Source organism: Streptomyces sp. R-07 (assembly GCF_049913175.1).
Taxonomy (GTDB): domain Bacteria; phylum Actinomycetota; class Actinomycetes; order Streptomycetales; family Streptomycetaceae; genus Streptomyces.
The window spans coordinates 365,341-381,157 of record NZ_CP183978.1; the positions used below are offsets into that span (position 1 = coordinate 365,341).

The window sequence follows — 15,817 nt, forward strand, 5'->3', positions numbered from 1 at the left end:
GGGAGGTCGCGCTCCGGCCGGGGCCGGCCCGCGGGGAGGCGCGCTCCGACCGGGGGCCGGCCCGCGAGGGGTGGGGCGCGCTCCGGTTCGCCCGGGCGTGCCCTTCCCCTCAACCGCAGGCGCCCGTCCCGACCATGCCCTCCCGGAGCCGGTTCAGGCTCCGGGCCAGGAGCCGCGAGACGTGCATCTGGGTCACGCCGATGCGTTCGCCGATCTGCGTCTGGGTCAGCTCCTCGACGAAGCGCAGGTGCAGCAGCAGCCGGTCGCGCTCGTCGAGGGCCACCACGAGCGGGGCGAGGGCGTGGAAGTCCTCGAACAGTTCGAGCGCCGGGTCCTCCTCGCCGATGAGGTCGGCCAGGGCCGGGTCCTCGTTCTCGTCCTCACCGCCGCCGATCGCGGCGTCCAGGGACATCGAGTGGTAGCCGTTCGCGGCCAGCTGGGCCTCGACCACCTGGTCCTCGGACAGCTCCATGACCGGCGCGAGTTCCGCGACCCGGGGCGCCCGGCCGAGCCGCGAGCTCAGTTCGTCGGTGGCCTTCGCCAGTTCGAGGCGCGCTTCCTGGAGCCGTCGGGGGACGTGGACCGCCCAACTGGTGTCGCGGAAGAACCGCTTGATCTCGCCCACGATGCACGGCACCGCGAAGGTGGTGAACTCCACCTCGCGGGCCGGGTCGAAGCGGTCGATCGCCTTGATCAGGCCGATCATGCCGACCTGGACGATGTCCTCCATCTCGTCGGACCGCGCCCGGAACCGGCCGGCCGCGTACCGAACGAGCGTCATGTTCATCTCTATCAGGGTGTTCCGGACGTACTGGTGCCCCGCCGTGCCCTCCTCCCGTGCCGCGAGTTCACGGAGGAAGACTCTCGACAGGGCGCGCGCGTCCTGGGGCGCGACCTCGTGGGGAGCCTCGAGAACGGGCAGGTCCTCAGCCGTGCCGCCCGTCACATACGTCATCGTCTCCTTGGCCACCTCGGTCCGCACGGGGACAACCTCCTCCAGCTCACTGTCCGTTCGGCGGTCCCGGTTCGCGTACCCGCTCCGCGCTGACGCACTCCTCACGGGCCCGTGCCGCCTTCGGGGCGGGCGAAAAGGCATCACTCCGGCGTGACCGGGCAAGCGTATCCCGTCACCCCTGGTCGCATCGGGAAGGAAGGGGCCCGCGATGAACAGCCGGAGCGAAGCCCGGTCCCGCACGTCGCCACCGGCGGCTCTGCGCGCCGCGGGGAGGACCCGTTCGTCACCGCTCCTCACGCCGGCTCAGGCGCGGCAGCTGGTCCGCCACACGCTCACGGCCATCGGCCCCCTGCGGCCCTCGCAGGTCGACGACCTGCTGCTCGTCACCTCGGAGCTGGTCACGAACGCGCAGCGCCACGGGGGCGGGGTCACCTCCTTCGGGATCGCCGTCGGCAGCGACCGGGTGACCGTGTCCGTGGCCGACTCCAGCGGGGAGCCGCCGCACCGCGCGCTCCCCGAGGACCTGCGCCCCGGCGGCTTCGGCTGGCCGATCGTGCTGCGCCTGTGCCGTGAGGTGACGGTGGACACCCGGCCGGACGGCAAGACCGTCCACGCGGCGGTGACGGTCGACCGCTGAGGCGTACGGCGGCGGCTCGGACCCTCAGGCGTCCGCCGGGCGGGCGGGGCGCCGCTCCGGCGGCCCGTGGAGGTGGACGGAGGCGGGTCCGCCGGTCGTGCGGTGGCGGTCGGCCCAGGACTCGAGCGCGGCCCGGCAGGCGTGGTCGAGGTGGTGGAGCCCGGAGAGGTCCAGGACGACCGGGCGGTCGCGCGGCAGGGATTCGAGGGTGTCGAGGATCTTCGGCAGCCGCAGGAAGGTCACGGTCCCCGACAGGCCGACGCGCACCGGTCCCTCGCCCTCGTCGGTGTGGTCGACACGGAGGTGGGAGGCGTCCCAGGCCGCCTTGGCGACGGAGAGGACGAGTCCGATCAGGACGCCTTCGAGCATGTTCACGGTGACGATCGCCAGGGCCGTCACCACCAGGACGAGCGCCTCGCCGCGGTGGCCGCGCCACAGGGTGACGAGGCCCCTGAAGGGGATCAGCTTCCAGCCCGCGTGGACGAGGATCCCGGCGAGCGCCGCGAGCGGCACGTACTCCAGGGTGCCGGGCAGCAGGGCGGCGAAGAGCAGCAGCCACAGTCCGTGGAGCACGCGGGATGCCTTGGTCCTGGCGCCTGCCTGGACGTTGGCCGAGCTGCGGACGATGACGGCGGTCATGGGGAGCGCCCCGAGCAGTCCGCAGAGCGCGTTGCCGAAGCCCTGGGCGAGCAGTTCCCTGTCGTAGTCGGTGGGCGGTCCGTCGTGCAGCCGGTCGACGGCCGCCGCGCTGAACAGGGACTCCGCGGAGGCGATCAGAGCGAAGGCGAGGACGGTGCCGACCAGGGCGAGGTCGGTGAGGGCGGTGAGGCTGTCCGCTCCCGGCAGCCGCACGGCGTCCAGTGCCCCGCTCACGCGGACGGTCGCGACCGGCAGGTCGAACAGGGCGGTCGCGAGTGCCGCCAGGAGGACGGCGACGAGCGCGCCGGGGACGGCCCGCACCCCGCGGGGCAGATGCCGCCAGCCGACGATGACGAGGACCGTGGCGGCGGCGACGGCGAGCGGGACGAGGGTGGCGCCGGCGGTCACCGCGCGCCCCAGGGCGGCCGGCAGTCCCGCGAGCCGGGCCGGGCCGGAGGCGGGGGCGTCGAGTCCGGCCGCGGCGTAGAGCTGGCCGGCGACGATCACGAGGCCGATCCCGGCGAGCATGCCCTCGACGACGGAGAGGGAGATGGCCCGGAACCAGCGGCCCCAGCGCAGCAGGCCCAGGGCGACCTGGAGCAGCCCCGCAAGGAGCACGACGGCGCCGAGCCCGGCCGGACCCAGGGTCCGGACCGCGTCCAGGACGAGGACGGTGAGACCGGCGGCCGGGCCGGAGACCTGGATGCTGCTGCCCCGCATGAGGCCGGTGACGGCACCGCCGACGATGCCGGTGACGAGACCGAGCTCGGCGGGGACGCCGGAGGCGACGGCCACGCCGATGGAGAGGGGCAGCGCGACGAGGAAGACGACGAGGGAGGCGGCGAAGTCCTGCCGGAGGTACGGAAAGGAGGAGGCCATACCCGGGGTCATACGCCCTCGCGGCGCCGTTTCCGGACGGACCGGCGCCCACCGGTGGTTTCCGTCCGGAACCGGCCGGAACGTGACGCGATCACCCCCGGGGAAGGCGCCCGGAGGTGCGGATCACCGGGGCGCACCGGGTCGCAGGCGCCCGCACACGCGATCAGCCGGAGGGCGTACGGTCGCCATGCCGGGGGCGCGGGGGTTCCGGGGCTCCGGTGGTCACCACCAGTAGGCGGGGTATCGCGGTGCCGCGCGGCGGATGCGGGAGGCGGCGAACGCGGTCAGCACGAGGAGCACCGTGGCCCCGAAGAGGAGGGGGACGAACCGGCCGGGCGCGGGGGCCTGGAGCACGATGACGACGGCGGTCGCGCAGGCCGGCGAGTGCGGGGTGCGGGCCAGGGTGGTCAGCGCCAGGGTGACTCCGGCGGCGAGGGCGGCGGCCCAGGCACTGCCGTGCGTGGCGACGGCGGACACGGCGTATCCGGCGGCGGCGCCGAGGAGGTGGCCGACGATCACGCTCCGGGGCTGGGCCAGGGGCAGCGCGGGGGCGCAGTGCACGAGCGCGGCGCTGGCGGCCAGCGGGGGTATCAGCACCGGCTCGTGGATGAGGGCACCGAGGGCGACGAGGCCGAGCAGGGCGGCGGTCGCGGCGCTGACGCTGTGGAAGGCGGCGCCGGGCGCGGGCCGGGCCGGGGCGCGGCCGGCGATCCACGGCCGGCGCGGGCCCTGACGGGCAGGGGTCGCGGAGGTCGGGTCGGAGGCGGTGTCGGGACGCAGAGCGGCGTCGGTGCTCATGGGTGCGAGGTTTCCGGGCAGGCGGCCGTGGGCCGGAGGGAACAGGGACGGGGGGGGTGGTCGTACGGGTCCCTGTGGTCGACAGTCGGCCCGGTCTCACGCCTGAGCCTGGTGCGGCGGCGCGACCTCACACCACTGTAACCAGCGGTTTCGCCACGGCGCGGGCGGGGTCGGAGGCAGGATCTCCCTATGACCGACACCTCCTCCGACACCCCGCCCCGCTTCCGCCTCCTCCCCGGAGCCCCGGATTCCCCCGTCCTCCTCCATGTGCCGCACTCCTCCCGAGCGGTGCCACCGGACGTGCGCGACGGCATCCTGCTCGACGATGGGGAGCTGGACCGTGAACTGGACCACATCACGGACTCCCACACGGCGGAGATCGCCGCCGTGGCCGCGGCGGCGGCCGGCACGACGCCCTGGCGGTTCGTCAACGGGCTCTCGCGGCTCGTCGTCGACCCCGAGCGCTTCCCGGACGAGCGCGAGGAGATGCTGTCCGTCGGGATGGGCGCGGTGTACACCCGCACCACCCACCGCGCGGAGCTGCGGCCGGCCGGTTTCGACCCGGCGCCGCTGCTCGACCGGTACTTCGCCCCGTACGCGCGGGCCATGACGGAGGCCGTCGCCGAGCGTCTCGCGGTGGCCGGACGGGTGGTGATCGTCGACGTCCACTCGTACCCGACCGGGCCGCTGCCGTACGAACTGCACGGCGACGGCCCGCGCCCGCCCGTCTGCCTCGGCACGGACGCCTTCCACACCCCGCCCGCACTGCTCGACGCGGCGCGGGAGGCGTTCGGCGGGTTCGGCGGCGTCGGGACGGACAGTCCCTTCGCCGGGACGTACGTGCCGCTGGCGCACTACGGCCGGGATCCGCGGGTGAGCGCGCTGATGGTCGAGATCCGCCGCGACCTCTACATGAGCGAGCCGGGCGGGCCGGCGGGCCCGGGCGCCGAGGCGCTCGGGATGGCCCTGGCCGCCCTGGTCGACGCGGTGGCCCCGACGGGTGGCCGTGTCCGATCGGCGTAAAATCGGGGAAATGAACCCACTCCGATACGAGCTGGTGTTCTCCGACAGCACGGGCTCGGCCCAGGACGTCGTGATCGTGGAACGCTCGCAGCTCACGGGGCCCGGGGGCCATCCGGTCTACAGCGACGCCACGGGCATCATCCGGGCCGAGATCAGCGACCGGGACGAGGTGCGCATCCTCGCCTCGGGCGGCCACCAGCAACCCGCCCAGAACGTGCGGGCCCGCCCGCTCCCCGACGCCGACCCGGCGGATCCCCCCGGTTCACCGGTCTGACGCCGCGCCCCGGGGCCGCCCCGGGGCCTCACGTCTTCGGTCGCTTCGGGAGTCGATCACCGTCCGGACGGTCCGGCGCGGTGGCCGCACGGCCCCGCACGAGCAGCCGGCCTTGACCGGTGGACCGGAGGGCGGGCTGTCAGGCAACCGGCCCAGCTCCACGAGCGCCCGGGGCGAAGGCCTGGTGAGCTGTACGGGGAGATCTCCGGTGCCCTCACGTCCGGACTCCCGGAGCGTATGGAGGAGGATTTCGTGCCGGACTCAACCACGTCGTACGCCGACCTGCGCGCCCTGGTCATCAACTGCACCCTGAAACGTTCCCCAGAGCGCAGCCACACGCAGGGGCTGATCGACATCAGCACCGGAATCATGGAGCGCCAGGGCGTGCAGGTCGAGGTGCTCAGGGCGGTGGACATCGACATCGCGACCGGTGTCTGGCCGGACATGACGGAGCACGGGTGGGAGACGGACGAGTGGCCGGTGATCTACTCGCAGGTGATGGCCGCCGACATCCTGACCCTGGCGGGGCCGGTGTGGCTGGGAGACAACTCCTCGGTCATGAAGAAGGTGATCGAGCGTCTGTACGCCTGCTCCTCGATCCTCAACGAGCGCGGCCAGTACGCCTACTACGGTCGTGTGGGCGGCTGCCTGATCACCGGCAACGAGGACGGTGCCAAGCACTGCGCGATGAACGTCCTCTACAGCCTCCAGCACCTCGGATACGTCATTCCGCCGCAGGCGGACGCGGGCTGGGTCGGCGAGGCCGGCCCGGGCCCGTCGTACCTCGACCCCGGCTCCGGCGGGCCGGACAACGACTTCACGAACCGCAACGCGACCTTCATGACCTGGAACCAGCTCCACCTGGCGAGGATGCTCAAGGACACCGGTGGCATCCCCGCCCATGGAAACCAGCGCTCCGAGTGGGACGCCGGCTGCCGGTTCGACTTCGAGAACCCCGAACACCGTTGAGTGCGGGCCGGACGGGTCGGAGGTCCGGTGGAAGTCAGCTCCGGATCAAGCAGGTCCGTCGTGCGGCAGCACCCGCGACGACAGCGGCCTCAACCTGGCGTCCTGCCTGAACCGAGTTCGCCCGGTTCCCCCCGCCGCCCTCCAGCCGGGCGACGTGCCCCACCCGCGGGCCGCTGATCCGCGCGACACACACCCGTACCTCAACTACTCACACCCGGGCCTGGTTTGGTACGGGGACGCGGGTGGTCGGATGCCGTGTTTGAGGAGTCCTGTCCACAGGCGGGTCCGGCCGGCGCGGTCGAGGGCCTCGTGGGCGGCGAGCAGGCCGCCGGTGACCGCGCCGAGGAACCCGCCTGCCAGACAGTCCTGGCCCGAGAGGAACAGGCCCTTGACCTCGGTGCGCGGGCGCAGCCAGTCCGCGAGGCCGGCGGTGCGGCCGTCGCCGAAGGCGGCGACGTCCTTGGCGAGCCCGTAGAGGCTGCCGCCGGGCCAGCCGGTGAAGTGCTCGGCGGTCAGGGGGGTGCCGAGTTCGTGATAGGCCACCCGCCCTCTGGTACGGGGCAGTTGACGGTAGAGCTCGTCGAGGAGCTGGGCGGTGAGTTCGGCCTTGAGAGCGAGGTAGGCCGGGTCCCGGTGCCGCCAGCGTGAGCCGCGGAAGGGCTCGAACAGCTCCGGCCGGACGTAGGTCAGGATCTCGCCCGTCGAACGGCCGGGGTGCCGCGCGGTCCAGGTCGGGTCCTTGGCGCAGGAGAAGGAGAAGAAGTGGCCGCTGGTGGGCCCGCCGGCGCCGTCGAAGAAGGCGTCGCAGTCGCCGTCGGTGACCATCATGTTGTGCCGGGGCAGTCCCAGTTCCTCCGGGTCGCCGTCGAGACCGAGGAAGAGAACCACGAACGGGAACCCGCGTCGCATCCCCTCCAACCGGTCCGTGCCGGCGGCGGGCGAGCCGGGCAGCAGGGTGCGGTAGGTGTGGTGGGCGCCTGCCCCGCTGACCACCACCGGGGCGCGCACGCGGGTCCCGTCCGCCAGCACCACGCCCGTCGCCCGCGTTCCTTCCAGCTCGATCCGGGCGACCCGCGCCCGTACGAAGACCTCTCCGCCGGCGGCACGGATCGGGTCGAGCATCGCGCGGGCGATGGCGGCGCTGCCCCCCACCGGGTACCAGGCACCGGTCCGGAAGTGCTCGAACAGCACCGCGAGGAGGAAGAACGGCAGCCGGGCGGTGGAGTCGGCCAACAGCAGCGCGCTCTGGGTCAGCACCGCCTGCCGCAACCGTTCGTCGCGGATCAGACCCGCCACCACTTCCCGGGCGGGCCGCATCGCCTCGTCCGGGACGGCTGCCGACCGCAGCAGGCGGGCCAGCCGCCGTACCACCGGGCCGGACAGGCGTCCCAGCGCGAGCACGGGCAGCACCGCCCGGCACCGCTCGACCAGTCGGAACAGTTCCTCGATCCCCGCCCGCTCGGCCGGGAAGCGCGCGATCAGACCGGCCCGGTAGGCAGCGAACCCGACAGGCGCCCCGTACACCTCACCCGCCAGCCGGTACTCGTCGAACGGGTCCCCGAGCGGGGCCCATCGCAGAGCGCCGCCGGTCAGATAGTCCGACAGCACCCGGACCGGCTCGCGCCGCGCCAGCTGGCCGACGTAGTGGATGCCGACGTCCCACTCCCAGCCGCGCCGCCGGTAGGCGTGCGTGTAGCCGCCTGCGGTGTAGTGCTGCTCGAACACCGCCACCCGCCGTCCCTGCCGGGCCAGACAGACCGCCGTGGTCAGCCCGCCGGCCCCGGACCCGATCACCACCGCGTCGTACGCGTCGGCCACCCGGCCCGTCGCCAGCGGCCGTCCCACCAGCACACCACGCGTCACGGCCACCGCCTACGCCGAAGGTCTTCCATACCGGGAACCCCGATGCCCGGGGCCGAGCCCCCGGCGCCAGGTGGCGTGATCGACACGGGGACCGGGCCGGCGGGGGGAACGGGACGGATCCGCACGGGTGCTGCTCCAGGGGGAGGGAGGAGAGGGCATCCGGTGGAACGCGCGGGCGGGGCCGGGGTTGTGGCCGTCCGCCTGCCGTCACCTGAACGGGTCCGGAGCGCAGTCGGCGTTCGCGTACTCCATCTTGGTGTTCGACTGCTGCCGGATGGCCGTCCAGACGTGCGACCGGGCGGGCCGGGCTCGGCACGCGATGGGCAGCCGCCGCGGGGCCGGCGGCGTGCTCGTGGCCCTGATGCTCGATGTCGGGCCGGCGCCCGGGGGGCTCTTGCTCCTGGCGCTCGTTGAGCACGGCATGCCGACGACGCAGCAGCCGGTGCCGGTTCAGCAGTTCGAGGGCCGGACGAGGGCGGTCGACCTCGTCGCTGTCAGGGTGCGGGTGCGGGCAGCGATTTCGGTGCGGCGGCGGGGACGATCGGCCGGTCGTCGATGCCGCGGGCGCGTTCGTGGGCCCGGCGACCGGCGGCGGCGCCGAGGATCCGCTGGAGGGTGGGGAGTGGGGTGTCGGCGACGTCGCCGATGGTGGTGATGCCGAGTCGGCCGAGGGCTCGTGCGGCGACCAGTCCGGCTGAGAGAGCAAGCGCATCGGACCGACCTATCGAGACGGGGATCAACGCGCCCGGGATCCGGGACCCGACCAGCAAGATCACGATCTACCGGTGAGAACCGGTCAGGGCAGGCTCGCCCATCCGGTGGCCAGGGTGCGCCGCACGGGTGTGGTTCGCCCAGGGCGGCCCGGCCCGCCTACCCGGCGATTTCCGTACGCTCCCACCACTCGTACACCCGAAGGGTCCCCTCCGTGGTGTCCTGTCGGCGCTCGGTCTCCCTGAAGTGCTCGTACCCGCCTCGATGCGGGATCTTCAGGTCCTCGCCGGGAGTCTCGACCGGGACGGTCCGCTCGGGAAGGTCGTCCGGCCCGCCCTCCAGAAGTACCTTGTGCGTCATGGCACCAGTCTCGCCGACCTCGGCGCTCACCGCAGCGCCGCCGCGGTGAGCTGCCCCGTCCGCGGCGGTCAGCGCGAGCGACCGCGTGTCAGGTGACCGGTTCCGGGGCCGGTACGGGGCCGGGCAGCGGACCCGGCTGGGGGTGGGGCTCCGGTCGCGGGCCCGGCGACGGCTGGGGGTCGGGCTCGGGCTGGGGCGGGGCCGGCGGGACGGGATCCGGGCCGCCCGGGGAAGGCACCGGGCCGGGTACCGGTCCCGGTTGGGGACCGGGGCCTGGACCTGGGGCCGGAGTAGGACTCGGCGGTACCGGATCGTTCGGAGGTGTGCCCATGATCGTCTCCTTCCTCTGAGGGAGTACGTCGTGTGTTGGTTGGTGCCGAGGAAATGCGAGTGACGACTCGGGCTCGCGCTCGACGGCAGCTCCCCCAGGGTCACGATGCCCAGAAGGTGGCCGTCGTCAGTGACGGGCAGACGGCGCAGCGCGTGCTCACGTATGACGTCCACGGCATGGTCCACCACCAATGTCCGCGTCCCGCATCACCCGCGCGCTTCCGTCGGCGATGTCAGGGAACCCACCCTCGCAGGCTGCCGATTCATGATCATGTCGATGAGCTGGTTCATCGCACTCCTCCAGCATTTCAGGGCTCGCCGTACGCATACCCGGCCGGTCTTCGGACAAGCGGGATCCCCGATCCCCCTGCCGCCGCCGGGGTGTCTGAGGCGCACGGCGGCGGGTAGCCGCGGTATCGAGCCGATCGCGACACGAGGAGGCGAGGTCAGTCATGGACGGGCCTGGTCTGTCACCTCACGAGCAACGGGCCTGGCGGCGATCGAGCACGAATCGCGAGCCGATCCGGAGCTCGACCGCCGCTGGTGCCACCGGCACTGACCGCTGGATCAGCCCCATGGAAAGTCCGGTCATGAACCTGTCCGAGGGCGACGCGGCCCCGCGCGGACGCCTGCCCAGCCATCCTCGTCCGCCGAGCCCGGCCCCGTACCCGGCGCCGCCGACACGCCCCACCCCGACCGACCCCCACTCGCCCGAGCCGGAGCCACCGCCCCCTCCACCGGAACCGGATCAGGAACCGGGACCACGACCGATGCCACCCCCACCTCCCCTCTCCTGACGCCGTCGGACCAGCGTGGCCACGCCAGGGCTGCAGGCACCGTCGAAGTCAGCGGGGATCGAGCGCAGCAAGGGGCGGGCTTCCTTCGCGGGCCATCGGCTGGGCCGTCGACCGCTGCCGGTGGCCCGAACAACGGCATCGAAGCCGCCGGCGGCTTCCTGCTGTCGGCGGCAGGGCGGTCACACCAGGTGAAGGCGGTGGGACTCGCCGGGCCGCGGCGTGCGGTCGGTGAGGCGTCCGAGCCAGTGGTGTCCGCACCGCGGGCAGGAGGCTGCCCTGTGAGACACGTACGGGGAAGACACCTCGGCGCCGTCGAGAAGGAACCGTTCAGCGACGTGACCCCCGGCGCCCCGGGCCCGCTGGACCGCGTACACGAGGGTCCACTTGTGCCCTGCCACGCACTTCCACCGCATCCGACTGCGCCGCAACCCAACACAACCCAACATGCGACCTAGACGCCACAGGGAAACTGGGCACATCCCAAAGGGGTTTGACTACTTCCCGACAACTGCCCCCGCCCTTCTTCCAACATAGTCACACACGTCATACCGTAAACGCTCATCCATGACGTGCGCATGACTTCCATCATGCGAGGAGTACGGAGGCACATGACGATGCGTTCCCTTCCCACCCGCACCACCAGGGCCCGAGGGGCCCTGACGGCGCTGGCCGCCGTCGCGCTGCTGGGGGCCGCAGGGCTCGCCAGCCCGGCCACCGCCGACACCCCTGCTGCCGCCACGGGCCCAGCCCCGACCCCCACCGTCCCCGTGCCGGGCGACGGACTCGCTTTGACCCCGCCCATGGGGTTCAACAACTGGAACTCCACCCACTGCCGTGCCGAGTTCGACGAGGCCATGGTCAAGGGGGTCGCCGACCTGTTCGTCGAGAAGGGCCTCAAGGACGCCGGATACCGGTACGTCAACATCGACGACTGCTGGGCCCTGCCCAAGCGCGACGCCGACGGCAAGCTGGTGCCCGACCCGGTCCGTTTCCCCCACGGCATCAAGGCCGTCGCCGACTACGTCCACTCCAAGGGACTGAAGTTCGGCATCTACACCAGCGCCGGCACCAAGACCTGCGACGCCAACGGCTTCCCCGGCGCGCTCGGCCATGAGTACAGCGACGCACGCCAGTTCGCCGACTGGGGCGTCGACTACCTGAAGTACGACAACTGCAACAACCAAGGCGTGGACGCCAAGGAACGCTACCTCACGATGCGCGACGCTCTCAGAGCCACCGGCCGGCCGATCGTCTACAGCATCTGCGAGTGGGGCGAGAACAAGCCCTGGGAGTGGGCCGGCGACGTGGGCCAGCTCTGGCGCACCACCTACGACATCAACGACAGCTGGAGCACCATGCTGTCGATCATGAAGCAGAACCTGCCGCTCTCCCGGTACGCGGGCCCCGGCCACTGGAACGACCCCGACATGCTGGAGGTCGGCAACGGCGGCATGACGGACACCGAGTACCGCTCCCACTTCTCGATGTGGTCGATGATGGCCGCACCGCTGCTCATAGGATCCGACCTGCGCAAGGCGACCCCGGCCGCCTTCGAGATCCTCGCCAACCGCGAGGTCATCGCCGTCGACCAGGACCCCCTCGGCAAGCAGGGCACCGTCGTGTCCTCTTCGTCGGGCCGCTGGGTCGTCGTCAAGGAGCTCGCTGACGGCAGCCGCGCCGTCGCCCTGTTCAACGAGACGGACTCCGCCCAGCGCGTCAGCACCACGGCGCGCGCGGCAGGCCTGCAGGAGGCCGACGCCTACACCGTGCGCGACCTGTGGCAGCACGCCACCGCCAACACCGCCGGCACCGTCTCCGCGACCGTTCCCGCCCACGGGACGGTGCTGCTGCGCCTCGCCGTCGACGACAAATGGGCGTCGTACCCGCCGGCGGTCGAAACCGCTCTCGACGCCGCTCCGCTCCTCGAGGCCGGCAGGACCGCGGAGTTGACCACCACGGTCACCGACCTCGGCCGTACCCCCGCGCAGGACCTCTCCGTGACGCTCACCGGTCCGGCCGGCTGGCGGATCGAGGCGGCCACGCCCCGCACCGAGGGTACGGTTCCGACGGGCGCCTCGCTGGCAACCACGTGGCGGCTCACGGCGCCGGCGGGCACGCCCACCGGGGCGTACACCCTCATGCTGACCGCCGACCACCGCTCGCCACTGGGCGTCACCGCACGGTCCGTACTACCCGTCCTGGCCCATGTGGTGGTGGGACCGCCCACCGGGACGTCGTACCTGAGCGACCTCCCCTGGCTCACGGCCGCCAACGGCTGGGGACCGGTGGAACGCGACACCGCCAACGGCGAGAACGGGGCCGGTGACGGCGGCCCGCTCACCATCGACGGCACGGTCTTCGCCAAGGGGCTCGGAGCGCACGCCCACAGCGACGTCGAGTTCTACACCGGCGGCGCCTGCACGACCGTGAGTGCCCAGGTCGGCCTCGACGACGAGTCCGGCGCCCATGGAACGGTCGCCTTCGAGATCTGGACCGACGGCCGTAAGGTCGCGTCGACCGACGTCCTCACGAACGCCGCTCCCGCACAGCCGCTCAAGGCCGACATCACGGGTGCGCGGACCGTGCGTCTGGTGGTCACGGACGGCGGGGACGGCATCGGCTACGACCACGCCGACTGGGCGGACGCGAAGCTGGGCTGCTGACGGACGAGGAGTGGGAGTGCGTGGCTCCGCACCCGCCGATCGCCCGAGCCCACGTCGTGCCCTAGGCGACTGCGTCGATGAAGTCGCCCCCGTCGTGGTTCTGGAACAGCCACCGTCCGGTGCCACGCCGAAGCGTTCGATGTGTCACGGAGGATCAGTACGCCCGTCCCTGCCGCACGGCAGGGACGGGCGCCGCCAAGGAGGAGCCGTGCCGTACCCCTCGCTGCTGCCGAGACGCCGGCATGGGCGAGCCGGTCCTTCCGCTATCTCCTGGGAGCGAAGCCATGAGCCTGGCCGGGGCGGCGGTGAGTACCGTCGCCCCGGCCGCGCTCGCCGTCCTCGAACCGGACGATCCGCGACCGCAGTGCCGGCGACTGGGCACTCGAACGACGACGCACCCCCGACTGGAACATCGCCCGCTCGGCGTCGGACAGCACCACCGGCGGGATCTCCGGTCCAGGACGGCTCACACCATGCCCACGACGCATCCCCGACTCAGGACTCTAGGGGAGCGTCCACCGCTGGTCGGCTCCGCCGTCGCACTCCCAGATCACCAGCTCGGTGCCATTGGCGGTCGAGCCTCCCGGGACGTCGAGGCAGCGCCCCGACTGGATGCCCTTCAGGCTGCCGTCGGGCTGCGGCTCCCACTGCTGGTTCGCTCCGCCCGTGCAGTCCCACAGGATCACCGCCGTGCCGTCGGTGGTGCCCTGCCCCGCGACGTCCACGCACTTTCCGTGGTGGGTGAGGGTGCCGTTCGACCAGGTCCACGCCTGTGTGCTGCCGCCGTCGCAGTCCCAGAGCCGTACCGGAGTGCCGCCGGCGTCGCCGGAGGCCTCGGCGCACTTGCCGGTCAGACCGGAGGTGACCGGGCCCTGGTGGGTCGTGACCGTGCCCGGGGTCAGGGCGAAGTCGTCGAACTGGTCGGTGCGGTAGCCGGTGACGCCGAGACCGGCCTGGCCGTTGGTGTAGCCGAAGTCGGTGGCGCTGCCGAGAACCACGCCGTCCACCGCCGCGGTGAGGGTCGAGCCCTCAAGAGTGAAGGCGACGGTGTGCCAGCTGCCGGTGCCGAGCGCACCCGTGGTGCCGCCGGCCAGGGTCGTGAAGTTCCAGTGGGTGTCGCTCTTGTCGATGGACCAGGCTCCGGTGTCGCTGACCCGCAGGTGATAGGCGTTCAGGCCGTTGTTGTTCCTGCCCTGCTGGTTGACGCGGCCGAGGAGTTCGACGCTTCCCGACTGCTCGAAGAGGGTGTCGACCTTGACGGTGTAGTTGCTCCATGTGCCGTCGCCCATGATCGTGTACGGGGCGTTGTACGGCTCGTCGGTCCACCGGATCGGCGACGTGGGGGCCATCTGCCGCAGGCAGGTGCCCGGTCGGCCGGCGCCGCAGGAGACGGTCTGGAAGGCGCCGTTCATGTCGGTGAAGTACTTCGGCGAGGTGGTGGTGGCGGGGGTCTCGAAGCCGTCGGCGTACGGCAGGTCGAGCGCCCGGCGGGCCGGCGCGGTCGCGGTGCCCCTGCCCTGGCCGGTCGTGGTGGTCACGGTGTAGACGTGGCCGGGCTGAAGGGTGAGTGTGTACTTTCCGCCGCTCGGGATGACGTCCTGCTGCCGGACGAACCAGCGCGAGGAGTCGTCCGACCTGACGTCGGTGTCCCAGACGTGGACCAGGCCGGTGGACAGGCCTCCGGTGACGGAGAAGGAGGCGGTCTGGAGGGCGGTGGCGTCCATCGTCTCGATGACCGTGCTGTAGTCGGTGCCGTTCGTCGACTTCAGCGTCACGAAACTGCCGTTGGCGCGCTTGCCGCCCAGGTAGCCGCCCGCCGAGTCGATGTAGCGCCAGCCCGGCCGGGTGAACTGCGTGGTGTGCGCGGTCACCCATGTGGTCTTGCCGATGCTGTAGTTACCGGACCAGGGCTGGTTGGCGACGGACATGCCGTCGGTGGAGAAGAAGAGGTTCGGGTAGAGGGCCGCGATCACCGGCCAGTTGAAGTAGGCGGTCATCTTTCCGTCGAGGTAACCGCGGTTGATCGACCGCGCCACGGCGGCAGCGCCGGTGTGGGCGTCCTGGGAACCGTTCTCGCTGGCCCACAGCGGCTTGCCCAGACGCTGGGCGGTCGTGGTGCTGGGGCAGTCGGTGTAGGCGCCGAGGTAGCCGCACGGGTAGTGCACGCCGACGACGTCGACGGCGTCCTTGAAGGCCTGGTCCTGGGCCATGGCGTCGGCCACGCCCCAGTCGCTGTCCGCGGCCACGATCTTGGTGGCACCGTAGCCCCGTGCGGTCAGCGAGGCCTTGAGGTTGCGGTACCAGGTCTTGTCGTATCCGCGCTCGTTCCAGCCGCCGAGGTAGTCGATCGTCAGGCCGTGCCGGTCTGCGCAGTCCATCCAGGACATCAGGTAGTCGATGGTGTCCTGGGACCAGAAGTTGCCACCGCCGATCCAGCCGGGGGCGCCCCAGGACAGCGCGGCCAGTTTGATGCCGGGGTTGCGGGCCTTGGCCTGCTCGGCCATCCACCACTCGTAGCCCTGGTCGCAGTCGACGGTGCCGGCCGTGTGCATGTGGCTGGGTTCGGCGCCGTCCGTGGAGTTGGTGTCGCCGCCTATCTCCAGCTTCAGCAGCTGGAGGGAAGCGCCGTAGCCGGGCTTGTAGAGGTAGTCGAGCAACTCGCTCCGCTGCGGCTCCGGGTAGTCGGCCAGGAGGCGGGAGTTTCCGCCGCCGCCGGAGATCGCGCCGACGCCGTCGAAGGTCAGCCCCGGCTTGGTTCCGTTGACCGTGATCGACGTCGTGGACGCGGGCGGGGGCGGGGGCGCGGCCTGCGCGGCGGTGGGAGCGACCAGGCCGCTGAGCACGCCCAGCGACAGGCCCAGCAACGCGGCGAGCGTGCGGCGAACGCGCACGGGTGCCCGGGTCATGTGGACTCCTTCT

At 72.2% G+C, this 15,817-nt stretch carries 12 protein-coding genes and 1 pseudogene; 5 read left to right on the forward strand and 8 right to left on the reverse strand.

What is annotated here, in order from left to right; genetic code table 11:
• Window positions 1-109 precede the first annotated feature (109 nt).
• A complete protein-coding gene (locus ACN9M0_RS01930; RefSeq protein ID WP_366037818.1) occupies window positions 110-955 on the reverse strand; it encodes an RNA polymerase sigma factor SigF in 846 nt (281 codons plus the stop codon).
• Window positions 956-1,163: 208 nt separating this feature from the next.
• On the opposite strand from ACN9M0_RS01930, the gene ACN9M0_RS01935 reads away from it, so the two are divergent.
• Complete coding sequence (locus ACN9M0_RS01935) at window positions 1,164-1,592, forward strand: ATP-binding protein (RefSeq protein ID WP_366037791.1); 429 nt, start codon at window positions 1,164-1,166, stop codon at window positions 1,590-1,592.
• Between the two features lie 24 nt (window positions 1,593-1,616).
• On the opposite strand, the gene ACN9M0_RS01940 is transcribed toward ACN9M0_RS01935, so the two are convergent.
• Window positions 1,617-3,110, reverse strand: a complete 1,494-nt coding sequence (locus tag ACN9M0_RS01940) for a SulP family inorganic anion transporter (RefSeq protein ID WP_426402989.1) — start codon at window positions 3,108-3,110, stop codon at window positions 1,617-1,619.
• A 222-nt stretch (window positions 3,111-3,332) separates the two neighbouring features.
• A complete protein-coding gene (locus ACN9M0_RS01945; protein WP_366037793.1) occupies window positions 3,333-3,908 on the reverse strand; it encodes an HPP family protein in 576 nt (191 codons plus the stop codon).
• A 189-nt stretch (window positions 3,909-4,097) separates the two neighbouring features.
• Here ACN9M0_RS01945 and ACN9M0_RS01950 point away from each other — a divergent pair, with 189 nt between their 5' ends.
• The 3 genes from ACN9M0_RS01950 (at window position 4,098) to ACN9M0_RS01960 (ending at window position 6,174) form a co-directional block, all read left to right on the forward strand.
• On the forward strand, window positions 4,098-4,931 hold the full coding sequence (locus ACN9M0_RS01950) for an N-formylglutamate amidohydrolase (RefSeq protein WP_426402990.1): 834 nt from the start codon (window positions 4,098-4,100) through the stop codon (window positions 4,929-4,931).
• A gap of 10 nt (window positions 4,932-4,941) precedes the next feature.
• On the forward strand, window positions 4,942-5,205 hold the full coding sequence (locus tag ACN9M0_RS01955) for a DUF6296 family protein (RefSeq protein ID WP_366037795.1): 264 nt from the start codon (window positions 4,942-4,944) through the stop codon (window positions 5,203-5,205).
• 237 nt (window positions 5,206-5,442) lie between these two features.
• On the forward strand, window positions 5,443-6,174 hold the full coding sequence (locus ACN9M0_RS01960; RefSeq protein WP_366037796.1) for a flavodoxin family protein: 732 nt from the start codon (window positions 5,443-5,445) through the stop codon (window positions 6,172-6,174).
• A 204-nt stretch (window positions 6,175-6,378) separates the two neighbouring features.
• Here ACN9M0_RS01960 and ACN9M0_RS01965 read toward each other — a convergent pair whose 3' ends face one another.
• From ACN9M0_RS01965 to ACN9M0_RS01980, 4 genes and pseudogenes are all read right to left on the reverse strand, one after another.
• A complete protein-coding gene (locus tag ACN9M0_RS01965; protein ID WP_426402991.1) occupies window positions 6,379-8,037 on the reverse strand; it encodes a phytoene desaturase family protein in 1,659 nt (552 codons plus the stop codon).
• A 494-nt stretch (window positions 8,038-8,531) separates the two neighbouring features.
• Complete coding sequence (locus tag ACN9M0_RS01970) at window positions 8,532-8,807, reverse strand: DNA polymerase thumb domain-containing protein (RefSeq protein WP_426402992.1); 276 nt, start codon at window positions 8,805-8,807, stop codon at window positions 8,532-8,534.
• A gap of 100 nt (window positions 8,808-8,907) precedes the next feature.
• Window positions 8,908-9,108 carry a DUF5988 family protein gene (locus tag ACN9M0_RS01975; protein ID WP_366037799.1) on the reverse strand — a complete coding sequence of 67 codons (201 nt, stop codon included), beginning with the start codon at window positions 9,106-9,108 and terminating at the stop codon, window positions 8,908-8,910.
• Window positions 9,109-9,570: 462 nt separating this feature from the next.
• A pseudogene (locus tag ACN9M0_RS01980) lies at window positions 9,571-9,627 on the reverse strand (hypothetical protein); the annotation flags it as partial.
• Between the two features lie 1,216 nt (window positions 9,628-10,843).
• On the opposite strand from ACN9M0_RS01980, the gene ACN9M0_RS01985 reads away from it, so the two are divergent.
• Complete coding sequence (locus ACN9M0_RS01985) at window positions 10,844-12,898, forward strand: NPCBM/NEW2 domain-containing protein (protein ID WP_399695276.1); 2,055 nt, start codon at window positions 10,844-10,846, stop codon at window positions 12,896-12,898.
• A gap of 503 nt (window positions 12,899-13,401) precedes the next feature.
• On the opposite strand, the gene ACN9M0_RS01990 is transcribed toward ACN9M0_RS01985, so the two are convergent.
• Entirely contained in the window at window positions 13,402-15,804 is a 2,403-nt protein-coding gene (locus ACN9M0_RS01990) for a ricin-type beta-trefoil lectin domain protein (protein ID WP_366037800.1), read from the reverse strand.
• Between the last annotated feature and the right edge of the window lie 13 nt (window positions 15,805-15,817).